The organism is Cobetia sp. L2A1, assembly GCF_009796845.1.
Taxonomy (GTDB): Bacteria; Pseudomonadota; Gammaproteobacteria; order Pseudomonadales; family Halomonadaceae; genus Cobetia.
In genome coordinates, this window is sequence record NZ_CP047025.1 from 559,252 (window position 1) to 576,023 (window position 16,772).

12 protein-coding genes and 2 tRNA genes are annotated in these 16,772 nt (G+C 58.5%); 9 read left to right on the forward strand and 5 right to left on the reverse strand.

All coding sequences use genetic code 11. The features are described from left to right. Positions 1 to 270 precede the first annotated feature (270 nt). From GQR90_RS02470 to GQR90_RS02480, 3 genes are all read left to right on the forward strand, one after another. Entirely contained in the window at positions 271 to 825 is a 555-nt protein-coding gene (locus GQR90_RS02470; protein ID WP_158772744.1) for a carboxymuconolactone decarboxylase family protein, read from the forward strand. A gap of 807 nt (positions 826 to 1,632) precedes the next feature. Further along, positions 1,633 to 2,718 carry a magnesium/cobalt transporter CorA gene (corA, locus tag GQR90_RS02475; RefSeq protein WP_158772745.1) on the forward strand — a complete coding sequence of 362 codons (1,086 nt, stop codon included), beginning with the start codon at positions 1,633 to 1,635 and terminating at the stop codon, positions 2,716 to 2,718. 461 nt (positions 2,719 to 3,179) lie between these two features. Further along, positions 3,180 to 4,079, forward strand: coding sequence for a LysR family transcriptional regulator (locus GQR90_RS02480; RefSeq protein ID WP_158772746.1), 900 nt, complete (start codon positions 3,180 to 3,182; stop codon positions 4,077 to 4,079). Positions 4,080 to 4,205: 126 nt separating this feature from the next. Here the strand turns inward: GQR90_RS02480 and GQR90_RS02485 are convergent, their stop codons facing one another. Genes GQR90_RS02485 through cydD form a run of 3 tightly spaced genes read right to left on the reverse strand, consistent with a single transcriptional unit; the run spans position 4,206 to position 8,790 of the window. Continuing rightward, entirely contained in the window at positions 4,206 to 5,048 is an 843-nt protein-coding gene (locus tag GQR90_RS02485; RefSeq protein WP_158772747.1) for an SDR family NAD(P)-dependent oxidoreductase, read from the reverse strand. Positions 5,049 to 5,086: 38 nt separating this feature from the next. Beyond that, positions 5,087 to 6,898, reverse strand: a complete 1,812-nt coding sequence (cydC, locus tag GQR90_RS02490; RefSeq protein WP_158772748.1) for a thiol reductant ABC exporter subunit CydC — start codon at positions 6,896 to 6,898, stop codon at positions 5,087 to 5,089. Next, positions 6,895 to 8,790 carry a thiol reductant ABC exporter subunit CydD gene (cydD, locus tag GQR90_RS02495; protein WP_158772749.1) on the reverse strand — a complete coding sequence of 632 codons (1,896 nt, stop codon included), beginning with the start codon at positions 8,788 to 8,790 and terminating at the stop codon, positions 6,895 to 6,897. The genes cydC and cydD overlap by 4 nt, the downstream gene beginning before the upstream one ends. Before the next feature lie 252 nt (positions 8,791 to 9,042). On the opposite strand from cydD, the gene gltX reads away from it, so the two are divergent. From gltX to GQR90_RS02510, 3 genes are all read left to right on the forward strand, one after another. Then, entirely contained in the window at positions 9,043 to 10,518 is a 1,476-nt protein-coding gene (gltX, locus tag GQR90_RS02500) for a glutamate--tRNA ligase (RefSeq protein ID WP_158772750.1), read from the forward strand. Positions 10,519 to 10,663: 145 nt separating this feature from the next. Next, positions 10,664 to 10,739, forward strand: a tRNA-Ala gene (locus GQR90_RS02505). An 18-nt stretch (positions 10,740 to 10,757) separates the two neighbouring features. After that, positions 10,758 to 10,833 (forward strand) — tRNA-Glu (locus tag GQR90_RS02510). Between the two features lie 571 nt (positions 10,834 to 11,404). Here GQR90_RS02510 and GQR90_RS02515 read toward each other — a convergent pair. Both GQR90_RS02515 and gltA read right to left on the reverse strand, forming a co-directional pair. After that, positions 11,405 to 12,292, reverse strand: a complete 888-nt coding sequence (locus GQR90_RS02515) for an NAD(P)-dependent oxidoreductase (RefSeq protein WP_158772751.1) — start codon at positions 12,290 to 12,292, stop codon at positions 11,405 to 11,407. 239 nt (positions 12,293 to 12,531) lie between these two features. Further along, positions 12,532 to 13,824 carry a citrate synthase gene (gene gltA / locus GQR90_RS02520; RefSeq protein ID WP_158772752.1) on the reverse strand — a complete coding sequence of 431 codons (1,293 nt, stop codon included), beginning with the start codon at positions 13,822 to 13,824 and terminating at the stop codon, positions 12,532 to 12,534. 391 nt (positions 13,825 to 14,215) lie between these two features. On the opposite strand from gltA, the gene sdhC reads away from it, so the two are divergent. Genes sdhC through sdhA form a run of 3 tightly spaced genes read left to right on the forward strand, consistent with a single transcriptional unit; the run spans position 14,216 to position 16,710 of the window. Next, entirely contained in the window at positions 14,216 to 14,593 is a 378-nt protein-coding gene (sdhC, locus tag GQR90_RS02525; RefSeq protein WP_199269462.1) for a succinate dehydrogenase, cytochrome b556 subunit, read from the forward strand. Then, positions 14,587 to 14,934 (forward strand): succinate dehydrogenase, hydrophobic membrane anchor protein, encoded by a 348-nt coding sequence (sdhD, locus tag GQR90_RS02530; RefSeq protein ID WP_024952445.1) that lies wholly within the window; start codon positions 14,587 to 14,589, stop codon positions 14,932 to 14,934. Before sdhC ends, sdhD begins: the two co-directional genes overlap by 7 nt. Positions 14,935 to 14,937: 3 nt before the next feature. After that, complete coding sequence (gene sdhA / locus GQR90_RS02535) at positions 14,938 to 16,710, forward strand: succinate dehydrogenase flavoprotein subunit (RefSeq protein ID WP_158772754.1); 1,773 nt, start codon at positions 14,938 to 14,940, stop codon at positions 16,708 to 16,710. Positions 16,711 to 16,772 lie beyond the last annotated feature (62 nt).

Here is a 16,772-nt window from a genome sequence, read left to right on the forward strand (position 1 = left end):
TGAACGCTCAAATCCAGTTAGTGTGTTCCTAGACCACACGGTGATGCAGCCATGTCAGTAGTAAAAATGAGTGAATGCTCAAATATATCGACGCTCATGTGGTTGCTACGTCGAAAGCGCGAATTCACATGACATTTCTGCTCACCGCAGACACTGAAACTTCAGCGCCTGAAGCTTGAACGCTGAAGAGTGACCTGATCACGACATCATTATTTCGTGGCGCATTTGCCAACTGCATCGCGCCGACTGTTTACACAAGAAGGAGTCACCATGACTGATTTCACACTGTATACCGCTGACAACGCCCCGCAGGACAGCAAGCCGCTGCTCGAAAAATCCGTCAAGGCCTTCGGCATGGTGCCGGGTCTGCACGCAGTGATGGCTGAAGCACCGGGTCTGCTGGAAGGCTATCAGGTACTGCATCAGCTATTCCTTGATAGCAGCTTCGACGATGAAGAAACCACCGTTGTGTGGCAGACCATCAACGTCGAGCACAGCTGCCATTATTGCGTACCGGCACATACCGGTATCGCCAAGGCCATGAAGGTTGATGACGCCATCACCGAAGCGCTGCGCAACGAGACTCCGCTGCCGACCGAGCGTCTGGAAGCCCTGCGCACGTTTACATTGGCAGTCGTGCGTGAACGTGGCTTCGTCGAAGACGCTACCGTACAAACCTTCCTCGATGCTGGTTACACCAAGCGCAATGTGCTGGAAGTGATTCTGGGTTTGTCCCAGAAGGTGATGAGCAACTACACCAATCACCTGGCCGAGACGCCGATCGACGAGCCCTTCAAGAAGTTTGAGTGGCACAAGAAGGGCTGAGGCAGAGGCGAAGATCGTGCAATTGATCTGTGTCATGGATCTTAATGAAAACATTTCTCATTACTATTGACGCATCATCTCCATCGCTCTACTCTTGAGACATCGCTTCCCCGCCATGGGTGGCGGTGTCTCGGACAGCGGAGTCAGGCCCCTTTCCGAGAGGCTTCTCATCAGATCATTTACGGTCCTTGCTAGCGGCTCCCACTGGGGGCCGTTTTTTTATGCGCCAAAAAAGACGCCCCCCTCGCGCAAGCGAAGGAGGCGTCTGGAAGTTCCTTTCGATCATCCCCCCCATGTAGCAGGAAGAGGAGAGGATCATGAAGGTACTTCGTGCCCACCAGAGTTGGATGTCAGGTCCGAGGTGGGCGTCTCATCAGGCCAGTCACGACCCTGATATTCTGTGGCGGCATGATACGTCAGCCTGCTGAGAGAGGCCAGCATTGGTGAACAGATAAACGCTGCGTCAATGCTAATGAAAATATTTCTCATTAGTATTGACGCTGTGGCCAAGAGGGCATATTCTCGATTCATCGCTTCCCGCCATGGAATGCGATGGCCAGAACAGCGGAGTCAGGCCCCTGTTCAGGTTTCTCCTCATCAAGCTAGTCACGGTCTTTGGGCGACTCTTTGAGTCGCCCTTTTTCGTGCGTGTGGTTCGTGCGCCACGTTCAATCATCCATCGCATCCGCAGTTGTACACTTCTCGTCTAGAATAGCCCCACCGTCATCGCGAGCTGATAATGACAGTCTGTCTCCCCGATTGTCTTTCAGCTCGGTGTTACCGTCGGCTTTCATACAGGATGCCATCATGATTACGCTTTATCGCCTTCACGACGATGGCCGCCTGCGGGGCGAGCACATCGTGCTGCCTGATTCTGAACCTGATCATGAATCTGAACCCGGGGCAGGCCAATCGAGCAATCACCCGCGCCTTGCCGATAGCCACGAAGAGGCCCATGAGCTGCATACGGCGCAGCTCGCCAGTGATGAGCTGGCACCCCCCATCCTGGTGCGTAGCGACGTGCTATGGATCGACCTCTGTCAGCCCGATGAGCAGGAACAGCGCTGGGTAAGTGAGCAGTTCACCGTGGTGCTGCCAGAGCTTGAAGAGATTGAAGAGATCGAGTCTTCATCGCGCTTTTATCTGGCCGGTGATGGCATTCATCTAGTGTCGTTATTTCCGCATCGCCGTGGGCGAGAGCCACAGACCGTCAACATTGCCTTCCATCTGCATGGCCGCCAGTTGATCAGCGTGCGTTATGAAGATATCGGCCTGCTGCGATTATTCCGCAACCATCTGCGTCGTCAGCGCTTGAGTCCTGAAGATGGTTGGGAAGTGCTATTGGCACTGCTGGCAATGAAGATAGACTACCTGGCGGATGAAGTGGAGGATGTCTATCGCGCGCTGGAAGTGTTGGGCCAGCAGGCAGTGCGCCCGCAGGCGCTGGAAGATACGCTGCACGGTATTCTGCTGCAGGAGCGCTATAACGATAAGGTGCGCCAGTCATTGCTCGACAGTCAGCGTCTGTTGCGTCAGCTGACGCGACATCTTCCGGTCTCACCACGCCACAAGAGCCGTCGGCAGGAGATTCGCGACATGCTGCGCGATATCGACTCGCTCAATCCGCACACCACCTTCATCTTCGAGAAGGTCAACTTCCTGTTGGATGCCTCGATCGGTTTCACCAATCTCGACCAGAGTCGCATCATCAAGATCTTCTCGGTCGCGGCCGTCGTTTTCATGCCGCCGACGCTGATCGCCAGCATTTACGGCATGAACTTCCAGTGGATGCCGGAGTTGGACAAGGACTGGGGCTATCCCTTTGCGCTGGTCTTGATGGCGGCGTCTGCACTCTCGACATACTTGTTCTTCAAGTGGAAGAAGTGGTTGTAGGCATGCGATGAAGCGCGACTGCCATCGTGCGCGCATAAAAAAGCGCCTGGCGTCAAAAGATCGCCAGGCGCGCAATAAACGTGCATTACAACACTGAAGATCGCCACCGAGACCCGGGATGGGCCGACAGCGAAACCGCGCGTGGGAGCGTCGCCATGCAGACCAGACACCGAGACCCGGTGGGATGAGCAGTGCAACTACCTGAGCGCGAACCTGAGCGACCTGACTGCGCCACGCAGGTCAGGCCATTCACGGTCTAGTCCGGAAGCAGGCAATCGATGCCGCGATGTATCTGCTCCCGCATGTTTGAGGGCCTAGTATAGGGGTCTTCGCTTTGGAGAATAAGCGCGTACAATCGAAAACTAGGGTTTCCAATATGGAAACTTGTGAAGTGGATGTCTTCAAGGTGCGCTTACACTTTAAAGGGCCAAGATGATTCCGAATTCGGTAGTGGAGATTGAATGGCAGCTCTTGACGCTCTACGTGTATTTGTTGAAGTAGTACGCGCGTCCAGCTTTACGGCAGCGGCCCGGCGTTTAGGTATTTCCAAGTCGCTGGCCTCCAAGCGAGTCGCGTCGCTGGAGGCGGAATTGAGCGTAAGTCTGATCAATCGCTCGACCCGCAAGCTGCATCTTACCGAGGCAGGGCGTATCTACTACGAGCACGGCCTACGCATTCTCGAGGAGCTGGAGTCGGCTGAAGCGCGGGTGCAGTCGGTGACTTCTCAGCCGATGGGACAGCTCAAGGTCTCGGCACAGGTGTCATTCGGCTTCATGTATCTGGCTGAGCCGACCACGGCCTTCATGCGGCGCTATCCCGATGTCAGTGTCGAGATCCTGCTGGAGGATCAGCGCTTCGAGCCGATCGATGAATCGGTGGATCTGGCGATTCGGATGGGGCCGCTAGCGGATTCCTCGATGGTCTCGCGGCCGTTGTGCAAGGTGGTCTATGGGTTATTTGCGGCACCGGACTATCTGGCACGCGTCAATGCACCACCGGTGCAGCCGCAGGATATCCGCGCCTTCGATACCATCTTTTACGGCAACTATGACCTGGGCGCCCATTGGCGCTTTACGCTCAATGGTCAGCCCTTTGACGTGGAGCCGGACTCTCGGTTGGTAATCAACAATCTGCTCGGTGTGGTGGAGGCGGCCAAGGCTGGTTTCGGGTTGGCCTATCTGCCGACCTTCGCTGCGCGCTCAGCCGTCGCGAGCGGCGAGCTGATACCGCTGTTGCAACCCTATTGGAACGAGCATGGCTCGATGGTGGTGCTGTTCCGATCACGCAAGTATCTACCCGACAAGACGCGCATCTATCTTGATTTCATTACTGACTGGTTCCGCGAGCATCTTCAGCTGTAGTACTTGATCTCAGTACTTGATCTCAGTACTTGATTTCAGTACTCACGCCCAGCGCTCAATTTCCATGCACAATTCCAGCGCTTTGCCCCAATACGCAAGAGGCATGTCGCATTTGTCATTGCGTCATCACCACTCGATCGACTTGCCCGCCCAGTCATAGAAGCCACCGCTGGATTCTGGTGAAAGCTCGCCGGCGACCGTCAGCAGGCGACGTGCGACAAAGCTCGTACTGAACAGCTTTCCTTCTGGTACTCGTGCCTGAAAGGGCCCGGAAAGCCCCGTGTCGGTGGTGCCCGGATGCAGCGCGACCAGCAGTGCTGCGGGGTTACGCCGTGCGATTTCGATGGCGGCAGTGTGCAGCAGCATGTTGTGGCTGGCTTTGCTGGCGCGATAGGCATACCAGCCGCCGCTGCGGTTATCAGAAATCGAGCCGACGCGTGCCGACAGAGAGGCAAATATCACGGGTGTGCGACGGCGAAGGCGTGGTGCCAGCAGGCTCAGCAGCAGCGCTGGGACGAAGGCATTGACCTGATGCACGCGTGTCAGTGCCGCCATATCGAGATCTTCCAGGCGCTTCTCTGGCCACAGTTCGGCGTCTTCATCGTGCAGCAGGCCCATCGCGTTGAGGGTCAGGGCCGGTGGCTGCCCCTGTTGCTGCTCATCATCCAGCATGGCGGCCAGCCACTTGCCAAGCGCTACCATGCCGTTATCTGTCGTCAGATCAGCGTCGAACGCCACCAGCATCGGGTGCGACGGCAGGCGTGAGGTATTGCGGCTCACCGCCAGTACGCGTCCGCAGCGTGGATGCGATAGTAGTGCTTCCACCAGGGCGTGCCCGATACCGCCACCTGCCCCAGTTATCAGTGCAGTAAACCCCTGCGGTAGACGTGCGAAGGTCTCGGCGCTCAATGGCCTGATATCGTTCAGTGGCTCACCATCGCCAGGTAAGTGATCAATCGTTGTTGGCATGGCTGATCCCTATTTCAACAGACGTTGCATCGACGGGTTCACGCGCGCGCCATCAGCCGCGCCAGTCGTGAGCCTGTGTTGAGTGTTGTCGGCGTCGCATCCTCTTTCAAGCATCCTGCCTCCAACAGTGCCAAGCGCGCAAAGCGCTCAAGCCCTAGCGGTTGATGAGTAATCATGATCAGGCTACGTCCTTGGCAGGCCGTGAGAATAGCCGTCATTACCTGTTCGGCGCTGGCGCGATCCAGTCCCTCGCAAGGTTCATCAAGCAACACGATGGGTGCGGGGCAGAGCAGGGCGCGCGCGACGCCAAAGCGCCTGAGCTGACCGCCGGACAGCGAGCGTCCACCTTCATCAGGGAAGCTGGCAAGACCTTCGGGCTGACGGGCCAACCATTCGCCAAGTCCGAGGCTTTCGAGCATCGCCATCAGCGTATCGTCGCTGGCCGTCGGGCTGGCCAGGCGCAGGTTGTCAGCAAAGCTGGCGCAGAACAGATGCGTGTCCTGCGGGCAGACGGCGAAGCTTGCACGCAGGGTGCTTTCCTCCAATGACTCCAACGGGACGCCCCCCAGCGTGACGGTGCCAGAGGCCGGGGCATGGAAGCGGCACAGCACATCCAGCAGGGTGCTCTTGCCGCTACCGGACGGGCCGAGCAGTGCGAGATGTTCGCCCGACTCTAGAGACAACGTGAAGTCGTCAAGCACCGTGGTGTCGCCGTGGCGAACGTTCAACTGCTGAATCTTGAGATCGTCACCTTCCGGGGGGGCGCTCTTCTGTTCGGCAGGGAACAACGGCGCCGGTGTGTTGGCCTGCACACGATTGAGGCGCGCCGCCGCTGACAGGCAGCGGCCCAACCCTTGCCAGGCGAGCGGCAGCGGTGCGAGTGCCTCGAAAGCCCCCAGCACCGCGAGCAGAAACAGGGCCAACAGACGTCCGTCGAGGGCTGATGCGCCCCCCACGGTGTTGCTGGCAGAGGGTGACATCTGCATCACGCCGAGGAGGGCAATTCCTGCCAGTGTCAGGCCCAGCAGGGTATGGCTCAACCAGTTGGCAAGCGCGTGACGACGCGCCTGAGCCAGCTCGATGTCGTCACGCGCTGCTTGCTGCTCGGAAAGCCCAGCCAGCTCGCTCGCCCAGCGACCATAGATGACCAATTCTCCCAATCCTTGGAGTCGCTCCAGCAAGCGGGCCCGTAGCTGGCTGGCTGAGGCCTGATGGCGCATGGCATCAGCACTGCCACGCCACCAGGCAAGCCAGGGGACCAGTCCGCCAGTGATGGTCAGGCCGAGAATGGCGACTGCTGCCAATACTGGTGCGAAGATACCAATCAGCGTACCCGCTGCCAGTACTGCACACAGCGCGACCAGTGAAGGGATCAGGACGCGCACATAGAGGCTATCGAGGGCATCGACATCAGCGCCAAGGCGCGTCATCAGCTCGCCTTGTCCAGCATGTTGCAGGGCCGCAGGTGACAGAGGCTCGATGGCCTCGAACAGACGTCGCCGCAGGCTGGCCAGCAGTCGCAGTGTGCCCTCATGGGTGGTGAGGCGTTCGCCGTAGCGTCCGGCAGTCCTTGCGAGTGCCAAGCCGCGCACGCCCGCGGCCGGCGTGAAGAAATTGAAGGCCTGTGTCGCCGCAACGCTGAGGCCTGCGACCGCAGTGGCTGACAGGAACCAGCCGGAGAGCGCGAGCAAGCCGGTGGCGGCCAGCAGGGTGATCAGCGCGAGTAGCGCGCCGACGCCTAGCCAGCCACGATGCTCGCGCATCAGTGCAAGGTAAGGGCGTAGCTCACGCAATGCGGGGCGAGCATCTGCGTGGGTCTCCGCTCCGCTATTGTCTGGTGATGGATTCATGACTCACCTCGTGTCGGGGCATCGCTCAGGGGACAGTCTTCGGCCAACCGCCCTTCCTCCAGTCGAATCCGGCGCTGACATAGCGAGAGTAGTTCCGGACGATGGGTCAGCAGTAACAGGGTACGGTGCTCGCCCAGTCGTTGGAGTGCTGCGATGACACGCGCTTCGCTCTCGGCATCGAGACTGGCGGTCGGCTCATCCAACAGAACCAACGGTGCATCGTGCAGGAAGGCGCGCGCCAGTGAGAGACGACGTGCCTGACCGCCTGATAGAGGCTGGCCGCCTTCGCCCAGACGCGTTGCCAGGCCGGCAGGCAGGCTGTGCAGCCAAGACAATAGATCGGCATTGTTGAGTGCCGCTTCCAGCGCGCTATCACTGGCGTGCGGATGTGCGATACGTAGGTTATCGGCCAGGGTGCCAGACAGAATCACCGTATCCTGTCCGACCCAAGTGATCATTCCGGCGGGTAGGCCGTTGCTGAGCGGGTGACCGTTGAGAGATAGCACGCCATCGCTGGCGCTGACGAAGCCCAGCAGTAGATTGAGCAAGGTGGACTTGCCGGAACCGGACGCACCGGTAATGGCAATTCTCTCGCCGGCTGAAACCTTGAATGACAACGGGCCGAGTGCAGGTGCGCTAGAGGGATGCTGGCCCGGATAGCGCACCGTCAGTGCTTCAAGGGAGATCTGTTGCAGGTCAACGTTGGCAGCGCGACTGTCTGTCTCCTGGCGTGCCGGTTCCGCATTGTGAGCCCCTGAGAGCATGTCTTGTGTCAGGAAGGGCGAGTTGCCCAGGATAGGCGCGAGGTCTGTCGCTGCCGCTTCTGCCTCGGCCTTGGCGTGATAGTGCACGCCAAGCTCACGTAGCGGCTGATAGAACTCGGGGGCCAGCACCAGAATGAATAGCGCAGTTTCCAACGTGAGCGGTGAATCGCCCCAGGTACCGAACTGCAGATGGCCCAGGAAGTGAAAGCCCAGGTAGACCGCCAGCAGTGCGATCGATATCGCGGTGAAAAACTCCAGTACCGTGGAGGACAGGAAGGCGAGGCGTAGCACTTTCATGGTGCGCTTGCGGAAGGCATGACTGACCGCCTCGACCTGCGCGCCGCGCCGCGCGGCACCGAACAGCTTCAAGGTCTTGAGACCAGTGAGCAGATCCATGAAGTGGCGTCCCATGCGGTCCATCTCCTGAAACTGTTCCTGGGAGCGTTTACGGGCCGCAATGCCGACCAGAATCATGAAGATTGGCACCAGCGGGGCAGTCACGGCCAGAATCAGGCCCGCCGCCCAGTTGAGCGGAAAGATTACCGCCAGCAAGAGTAGCGGTATCAGGCCAGCGAGGCGGGTCTGCGGCCGAAAGTCGGCGTAATAGCTGTGCAGGGATTCGACTTGATCCCAGACGCGATTGGCCAGGCTGGCGCGGTGCTGGCGGCGCACCCACAGCGGGCCAAGCTCGGCGAAGCGCTCCAGTAGACGCTCACGCAGGCGTCGGCGAATGCTCTGGCTGGCGCGCGTACCGGCGTAACCACGCAAGCCGCTCAGTGCGCCGCGCAGTGAAAGACTGACGACGAGTACGCCAATCGCGGGCCACAATGCTTCGAGTCCGGCCTTGTCGATAGCCACACCTTGCACCAGATGCGCGATAGCCCACGCCTGTGCCAGTAGCACGAGCGTCGAGAGTAGCGCACACAGAATGGCGAGCTGTGGCCAGCGACCACCGCCCTTGGCCAGCGTTTCTAGCCAGCGGCGCGCAACGAAGTCTGCTGGAGGCGTGGTGGCTTGATGGTGGACCTCAACCTGTGGACTTAGTGTCGAGGCTGATTGAGTCACGTCCGAGGTGGGCGTGACTGAAGGGTTCAAGGTGTTGTCAGGAGAAGCGGCGGATCGAGTCATTCTGGCTCCTGCCGAGGAAAGGGGCAGAGGGGAATCGGGAGAGCACGATACCAGGCTGTCACCGGCGTTGATGAGCCAGGTGTCAGCTGATGCACCCTCAGCTTACCGCCGTGAGAGTGGCGGTACACGGTGACGCACTGTCGCACATCTTCACCTTGCGTATAATATGGCCCCAGTGCGTACTGCCTACGGCAGTACCGTTGATCATCCCGGAACGCTTCCCGATACTCTTCTCGAATTACTGGACTCCACATGACTGTTCGTACGCGCATCGCGCCGTCTCCGACTGGCGATCCCCATGTCGGCACCGCCTACATCGCCCTGTTCAACCAGTGCTTCGCCCGTCAGCACGGCGGCGAGTTCATCCTGCGTATCGAAGATACCGATCAAACGCGCTCTACCGGCGAATCCGAGCAGATGATTCTCGACTCCTTGCGCTGGTTGGGCATTGAGTGGTCTGAAGGTCCCGATGTCGGCGGTCCGCATGGCCCGTACCGTCAAAGCGAGCGTGGCGATATCTATGCCAAGCATTGCCAGCAGCTACTGGATGCCGGCCACGCCTTCAAGTGTTACCGCACCAGTGAAGAGCTTGATGAGCTGCGCGATTCACGTAAGGCCGAAGGCCTGCACATGGCGCTCAAGCCGTCTGATCTCGCACTGCCGGCAGATGAAGTTGCCCGTCGTGAAGTGACCAATGCGCCTTACGTCATTCGCATGAATGTGCCGGAAACCGGTACCTGCGTGGTCAAGGACATGCTGCGCGGCGAGATTGAAGTGGAATGGGCGCAGGTGGATGCGCAGATTCTGCTCAAGTCCGATGGCATGCCGACCTATCACCTGGCCAACGTGGTGGATGATCACCTGATGGAGATCACCCACGTGATGCGCGGTGAGGAGTGGATCAACTCCGCCCCCAAGCATCAGCTGCTGTATGAGTACTTTGGTTGGCAGATGCCGGAGCTGTGCCACATGCCGCTGCTGCGCAATCCGGACAAGACCAAGCTGTCCAAGCGCAAGAACCCGACCTCCATTCTTTACTACCGTCGCATGGGGTACCTGCCGGCGGCAGTGATCAATTATCTCGGCCGTCTTGGCTGGTCCATGCCGGACGAGCGCGAGAAGTTCACGTTGAGCGAAATGCAGGAGCACTTTGATATCCAGCGTGTCTCGCTGGGCGGCCCGGTGTTCGATGTCGAGAAACTCAGCTGGCTCAACGGGCTGTACATTCGTGATCTCACCGAAGACGAGCTGCTGACCGAGCTGCGTCAGTGGGCCTTCAACGAGACCTACGTCAAGCAGATCCTGCCGGAAGTGAAGCCGCGCATCGAGACGCTGTCCGAGGCGATTCCACTGGCGGGTCATTTCTTCTCCGGTCTGCCGGCCATCACGCCGCAGGACTTCGCCAAGTCCAAGTTGGAAGGCGAAGACCTCGTGCGCCAGATGCAGTTCTTGACCTGGAAGCTCGAGAATCTGTCCACCTGGGACAAGGAGCATCTGTTGACGGAAGTGAAGCTGCTGTCGGCACACTTCGAACTCAAGATGAAGGACTTCCTCGCGCCGGTGTTTGTCGCCGTGACGGGTTCCGCGACCTCTACCTCGGTGATGGATGCGATGGTCATTCTGGGCTCCGACATGACGCGTGCACGTTTACGTCACGCTGTCGCGGTACTGGGCGGTGTCTCCAAGAAAGCGGCCAAGCGCTTTGAAAAGGAATATCGCGAGCTGTGAGGGGCTAGGGTGTGATCTGATCTCTTGTCATGTCATCGAGATAGGTCGCCATTGGCAGGCTGTCGGTAGTGCGATAAAAAGTATTGACGAGAACGGTTGACGAGAACGAGGTGGGTCAGTAAGATACGCCTCGTTCTTGAGAGACGGGGCCTTAGCTCAGCTGGGAGAGCGCAACACTGGCAGTGTTGAGGTCAGCGGTTCGATCCCGCTAGGCTCCACCAAGTTTTTCAAGCAACTGCGTCCCATTCGTCTAGTGGTCTAGGACACCGCCCTTTCACGGCGGTAACAGGGGTTCGAACCCCCTATGGGACGCCACTCTTCAGACATCGCGAGTCACCTTTCAGGTCTCGTGAAGTCAACAAAAAAGCACACCTTGCGGGGTGTGTTTTTTTTGTCCCTGATTTTCGCTTATGCACACCCGGTATATGGGCGAAAAAGTATGTTATCCCCAAGTCGCTCTTGACAGGCTTTGTGTCTTGTCCACTGTTCGGGCGTCACGCCAATATCTCTGTTATTGCTCTCCAAAGTGCAGCCATCATGGCTTGCGCTTACGTTGCGTTACCAAAAATTTCTTTTATATCAATAAGTTATGAGCTGGTTAAATTTTGTGCAATCTGTTGGTAAGCCTGCTGTCATGCAGGTTTAGCGAGCTTGTCTAAGGGTTATCAACGAGGTTATCCACAGATAGTGTGGAAAAGCATGACGAGTCCAGCTCTTGTCAGTGTTGTTGCAATGCCGCATGAAAAAACGCCCTGTCTGACCGTCAATTTGACGTTGGACAGGGCGTTTTTTGTGCCCGCGAATTCGTTCGCAGATCTGTCTGCTGTCAGCGGTCAGACGGACGCGTACTCAGCAGGCCAAAGCACAGGTAGGTGTCAGTAAAAAACTACGTGTCCAGGCGCTTGAGCAATGAAGAGGTGTCCCAGCGACCGCCGTCCATCTTCTGCACATCGGCATAGAACTGATCGACCAGTGCGGTGACGGGCAGGGTGGCGTCAATACGACGGGCTTCCGCCAGGCAGATACCCAGGTCCTTGCGCATCCAGTCGACGGCAAAGCCATGCTCGTACTCATTCTTGATCATGGTGGCGTGGCGATTGTCCATCTGCCAGGAGCCAGCGGCACCCTTGGAGATCACCTCGATCACGGCGTCGCGATCCAGTCCAGCCTGTTCGGCGAAGTGCAGACCTTCGGAGAGCGCCTGAACCAATCCAGCGATGCAGATCTGATTGACCATCTTGGTGGTCTGGCCGGCACCGGTTTCGCCGATACGCTTCACCATGCGGCCGTAATGCGTCAGTACCGGTGCAGCACGATCGTAATCCGCCTGATCACCGCCACACATGATGGTCAGCACGCCATTGATGGCGCCCTGCTGGCCGCCAGAGACTGGGGCGTCCACGAAGCCGACGGATTGCTCACGTGCCGCCACGGCCAGTTCACGGGCGAGATCAGCACTGGCGGTGGTGTGGTCTACCAGCAGGCTGCCGGCCGACATGCCTGCCAATACGCCATCAGTACCGAGAGTGACGCTACGTACGTCATCATCGTTGCCAACGCACATCAGCACGATATCAGCGCCTTGAGCGGCCTCGCTCGGGGTGGCGTGATGACTGCCGCCATACCTCTCGCACCACTGTTCGGCACGTGCGCGAGTGCGGTTATAGACACGAACATCGAGCCCCGCGGCGGCGAGATGCCCGGCCATGGGGCTGCCCATGACGCCGAGGCCAATGAAGGCGGCTGTGCGGAGTGTTCTTGTATCAGCTGACATGTCAAGGCTCCAGAGGTGAGCGGCAGAGGTGATACCGAGTAGCGTGAAAGCCGTTGATGCTGGAGGGCGTCAGCGGCGTGAATCTACGCTAGCACGTCCTGCCCCGTTCATGGAGCATCCATCAGTCTTGAGGTGAGCGTGGGCTGCGGATGATCCGGCACAAAAAAACCGCCTCGTGAGAGGCGGCTTCTGGTGATGCTGTCTCGGCTGCGTCTCGCAGCCGGACTCATACGCCGAGCTTACTTGGTCGGATAGTCGCGCTTCGGATGGCCAGTGTAGAGCTGGCGCGGACGACCGATGCGATAACCGCCGGCAATCATCTCGTTCCAATGGGAAATCCAGCCAATGGTACGGGACATCGCGAAGATGACCGTGAACATGTTGGTCGGGATGCCGATGGCCTTGAGGATGATGCCGGAGTAGAAGTCGACGTTCGGGTATAGCTTGCGCTCGATGAAGTACTCGTCTTCCAGTGCAATCTGCTCCAGGCGCTTGGCAATCTTGAGCTGCGGGTCGTTCGCCATGCCCAGTTGCTCGAGAACGCGGTCGCAGGACTCTTTCATGACCTTGGCGCGCGGATCGAAATTGCGATAGACGCGATGACCGAAGCCCATCAGCTTGAATGGGTCTTCCTTGTCCTTGGCTTTGTCGATGAAGCGCTGGATGTTCTCTTCAGAGTCGTCGCCGATCTCGTCAAGCATGGTCAGCACAGCTTCATTGGCGCCGCCGTGTGCCGGGCCCCAGAGTGCGGCGATGCCGGCGCTGATGCAGGCGAACGGATTGGCGCCGGTGGAGCCCGCCAAGCGCACGGTGGACGTGGAGGCGTTCTGCTCGTGGTCAGCGTGCAGCATGAAGATCGTGTCCATGGCATCCGCGAACACCGGATTGATCTTGTACTCTTCGCACGGGTTGCCGAACATCATGTACAGGAAGTTCTCGCCGTAGGAGAGATCATTGCGCGGGTACATGAACGGCTGACCGATGTTGTACTTGTGGCACATGGCTGCAAGCGTCGGCATCTTGGCGATCAGACGTACGGCACTGACGTAGCGTTCTTTCTCGTTACTGATGTTCAGGTTGTCGTGATAGAAGGCTGCCAGGCCGCCGACCACACCACACAGGATCGCCATCGGATGAGCATCACGACGGAAGCCCTTGAAGAAGTTGACGATCTGCTCGTGGACCATGGTGTGATTGCTGATCACCTGAGCAAACTTGTCATACTCCTGCGTATCCGGAAGCTCTCCGAACAACAGTAGATAGCACAGCTCTATGTAGTTGGAGCTGGCCGCCAGCTGGTCGATGGGGTAGCCGCGATGGAGCAGCACGCCATTCTGTCCATCAATGAACGTGATGGATGACTCGCAGGCGGCGGTAGAGACGAAGCCCGGGTCGTAGGTGAACATGCCTTCGGCGGTCAGACCACGGACATCAATGACGTCCTGTCCGAGCGTGCCGGAATAGACCGGAAGTTCGATGACCTTGTCTTTACCATCTACTGTTACTGTCAAATGTGCTTTCTTGTCAGTCATGCCGACCTCCTCATTTTTCGCGTAACTCTTTGACTTGCTTGCCATGCCGGGCTTGCATCAATCCCGCCCACTATAGAAGCCCGCGAAAGATTGTCAATTCACCACACGGAGTAGAGACGGGCAGTGCTACGCTGTGCGTCAGATTTCCGACGTTTACCGTCCGCATGGCGACAGGTCGCGTCCTGATCACTGCATTTTGCGCAATTCGTAGTTGCGGTGCTGCGACGCTGTGCCATTTGTCATGCCAATGGCCAACCCCTATAATCTACCGTCGCGCGACTGGCGGGATATTCGGCTCGGTACCGTGGATGGCCTGCGCCCGAGACCCTTCCTCAAACCACCGCCCCTACGGGCTTGCGTCCGTGTTGGGCCAAGAGAGTGTGTAAGAGCCGTGAATAGCAAACGACCCGTAAATCTCGATCTGACGACGATAAAGTTCCCTCTCCCTGCGCTTACCTCGATCGCTCACCGTATTACCGGTGTGATCCTGTTTGTCGGCCTGGTGTTCGCGCTGTGGGCACTTGATGCCTCGCTGTCCTCCCCGGAAGGGTTTGAGGCAGTGCGTGAGACCCTGGCAACCAATTTCCTGGCCAAGATTGTGGCCTGGGGCTTGCTGTCTGCCCTCGGTTTCCATTTCGTGGCAGGCATCAAGCACCTGCTGATGGACATGGACATTGGTGTCGAACTGGAAAGTGCTAATCGCAAAGCGCAGGTCACTGTCGTGATCAGTGCTGTTCTCGTGGTCCTGGCGGGAGTCTGGGTATGGTAAACAACATCACCAATTTTAGTCGCAGCGGCTTGTCTGACTGGGTGCTGCAGCGCGTCTCCGCCGTTATTCTGGCGGTCTATTCCGTGTTCATGGTCGGCTATCTGTTGCTGCACCCGAACCTCGACTACACCACCTGGAGTGGTCTGTTCGAGAACACGGCAATGCGCGTCTTCTCTCTGATGGCATTCATCGCGATTGCCGCACACGCCTGGATCGGTCTTTGGACCGTAGCGACGGATTACATGAAGCCGACCGCACTGCGTCTCGGTTTCCAGATCTTCGTCATCCTTGCGTTGTTTATCTTCTTGGTCTGGGGCGTTCAAGTCCTTTGGGGAGCCTGATACATGTCCACCATGCGTAGCCTGACATTCGACGCGATCATCATCGGCGGCGGCGGCGCTGGCCTGCGTGCCGGTCTCGAACTGTCCCAGTCCGGCAAGAAGACTGCCGTGCTGTCCAAGGTCTTCCCGACCCGCTCGCACACTGTCTCTGCTCAGGGCGGTATCACCTGTGCCATCGGCTCTGCTGATCCGGATGACGATTGGCGCTGGCACATGTATGACACCGTCAAGGGTGGCGATTATATCGCTGACCAGGATGCCGCTGAATACATGTGTACCGAAGGCCCGAAAGCGGTCTTCGAGCTTGAGCACATGGGTCTGCCGTTCTCCCGTTTCGACAACGGTCGCATCTACCAGCGCCCGTTCGGTGGCCAGTCCAAGGACTTCGGTAAAGGCGGCCAGGCAGCACGTACCTGCGCTGCAGCTGACCGTACCGGTCACGCACTGTTGCACACCCTGTATCAGGCCAACCTGAAAAACGGCACTGTCTTCCTCGACGAGTGGTACGCCATCGATCTGGTCAAGAATGCCAATGACGATGTCGTCGGCGTGATTGCCCTGTGTATCGAGACGGGCGAAACCGTCATCGTCAAGTCCAAGGCCACTGTGTTGGCCACCGGTGGCGCAGGTCGTATCTATGCCTCCACCACCAATGCCCTGATCAATACCGGTGACGGTATCGGCATGGCGCTGCGTGCTGGCTTGCCGGTTCAGGACATGGAAATGTGGCAGTTCCACCCGACCGGGATTCACGGTGCGGGCGTTCTGGTCACCGAAGGTTGCCGCGGTGAAGGTGGCTATCTGGTCAACAAGGACGGCGAGCGCTTCATGGAGCGTTACGCGCCGAACGCCAAGGACCTTGCGGGCCGCGATGTTGTCGCACGCTCGATGGTGCTTGAGATCCTTGAAGGCCGTGGTTGTGGCGAGAATGGCGATCACGTCTTCCTGAAGCTGGATCACCTGGGTGAGGAAGTGCTGAACAAGCGCCTGCCGGGTATCTCCGAGCTGTCCAAGACCTTCGCGCACGTCGATCCGACCAACGCGCCGATCCCTGTCGTACCGACCTGCCACTACATGATGGGTGGCATTGCCACCAACGTGCATGGTCAGGCTATCGCGCAGGACGACAGCGGCAACGACCATATCGTCAACGGCCTCTATGCCGTCGGTGAAGTGGCCTGTGTGTCCGTTCACGGTGCCAACCGTCTGGGTGGCAACTCGCTGCTGGATCTGGTGGTCTTCGGTCGTGCTGCGGGCAAATACATCGAAAGTGCACTGAATGAAGGTATCGAGTATCTCGAGCCGACTCAGAGCGACATCGATACGGCGCTGGTGCGTCTGAATCGCTGGAACGAATCCGATAGCGGCGAGTCCGTGCCGGAGCTCAAGCGTGAGCTGCAGCAGATCATGCAGAACTCCTTCGGTGTCTTCCGTCAGGAAGACAAGATGGAAGAAGGCGTCAAGCAGCTGTCCGATCTGCGTGAGCGTATCGCCAAGGCGGGTCTGTCCGACAAGTCTCAGGTCTTCAATACCGCGCGTATCGAAGCACTGGAACTGGATAATCTGATGGAAGTGGCTGAAGCCACTGCGATTGCGGCCCTGGCCCGCAAGGAAAGTCGTGGTGCTCACTCCCGTTACGACTTCCCGGATCGTGATGACGTGAACTGGCTGAAGCACTCCATGTTCTTCCCGCGCGACAAGCGCGTCGGCAAGCGTGACGTGAACTTCGCACCGAAGACCGTCGAGCGTTTCGAGCCGAAGATTCGTACCTACTGAGTTCAGTGCCTGCTGAGTTCGTGTTCATCAGGTACGTACCGGCTAATGCCCGTACCGATACA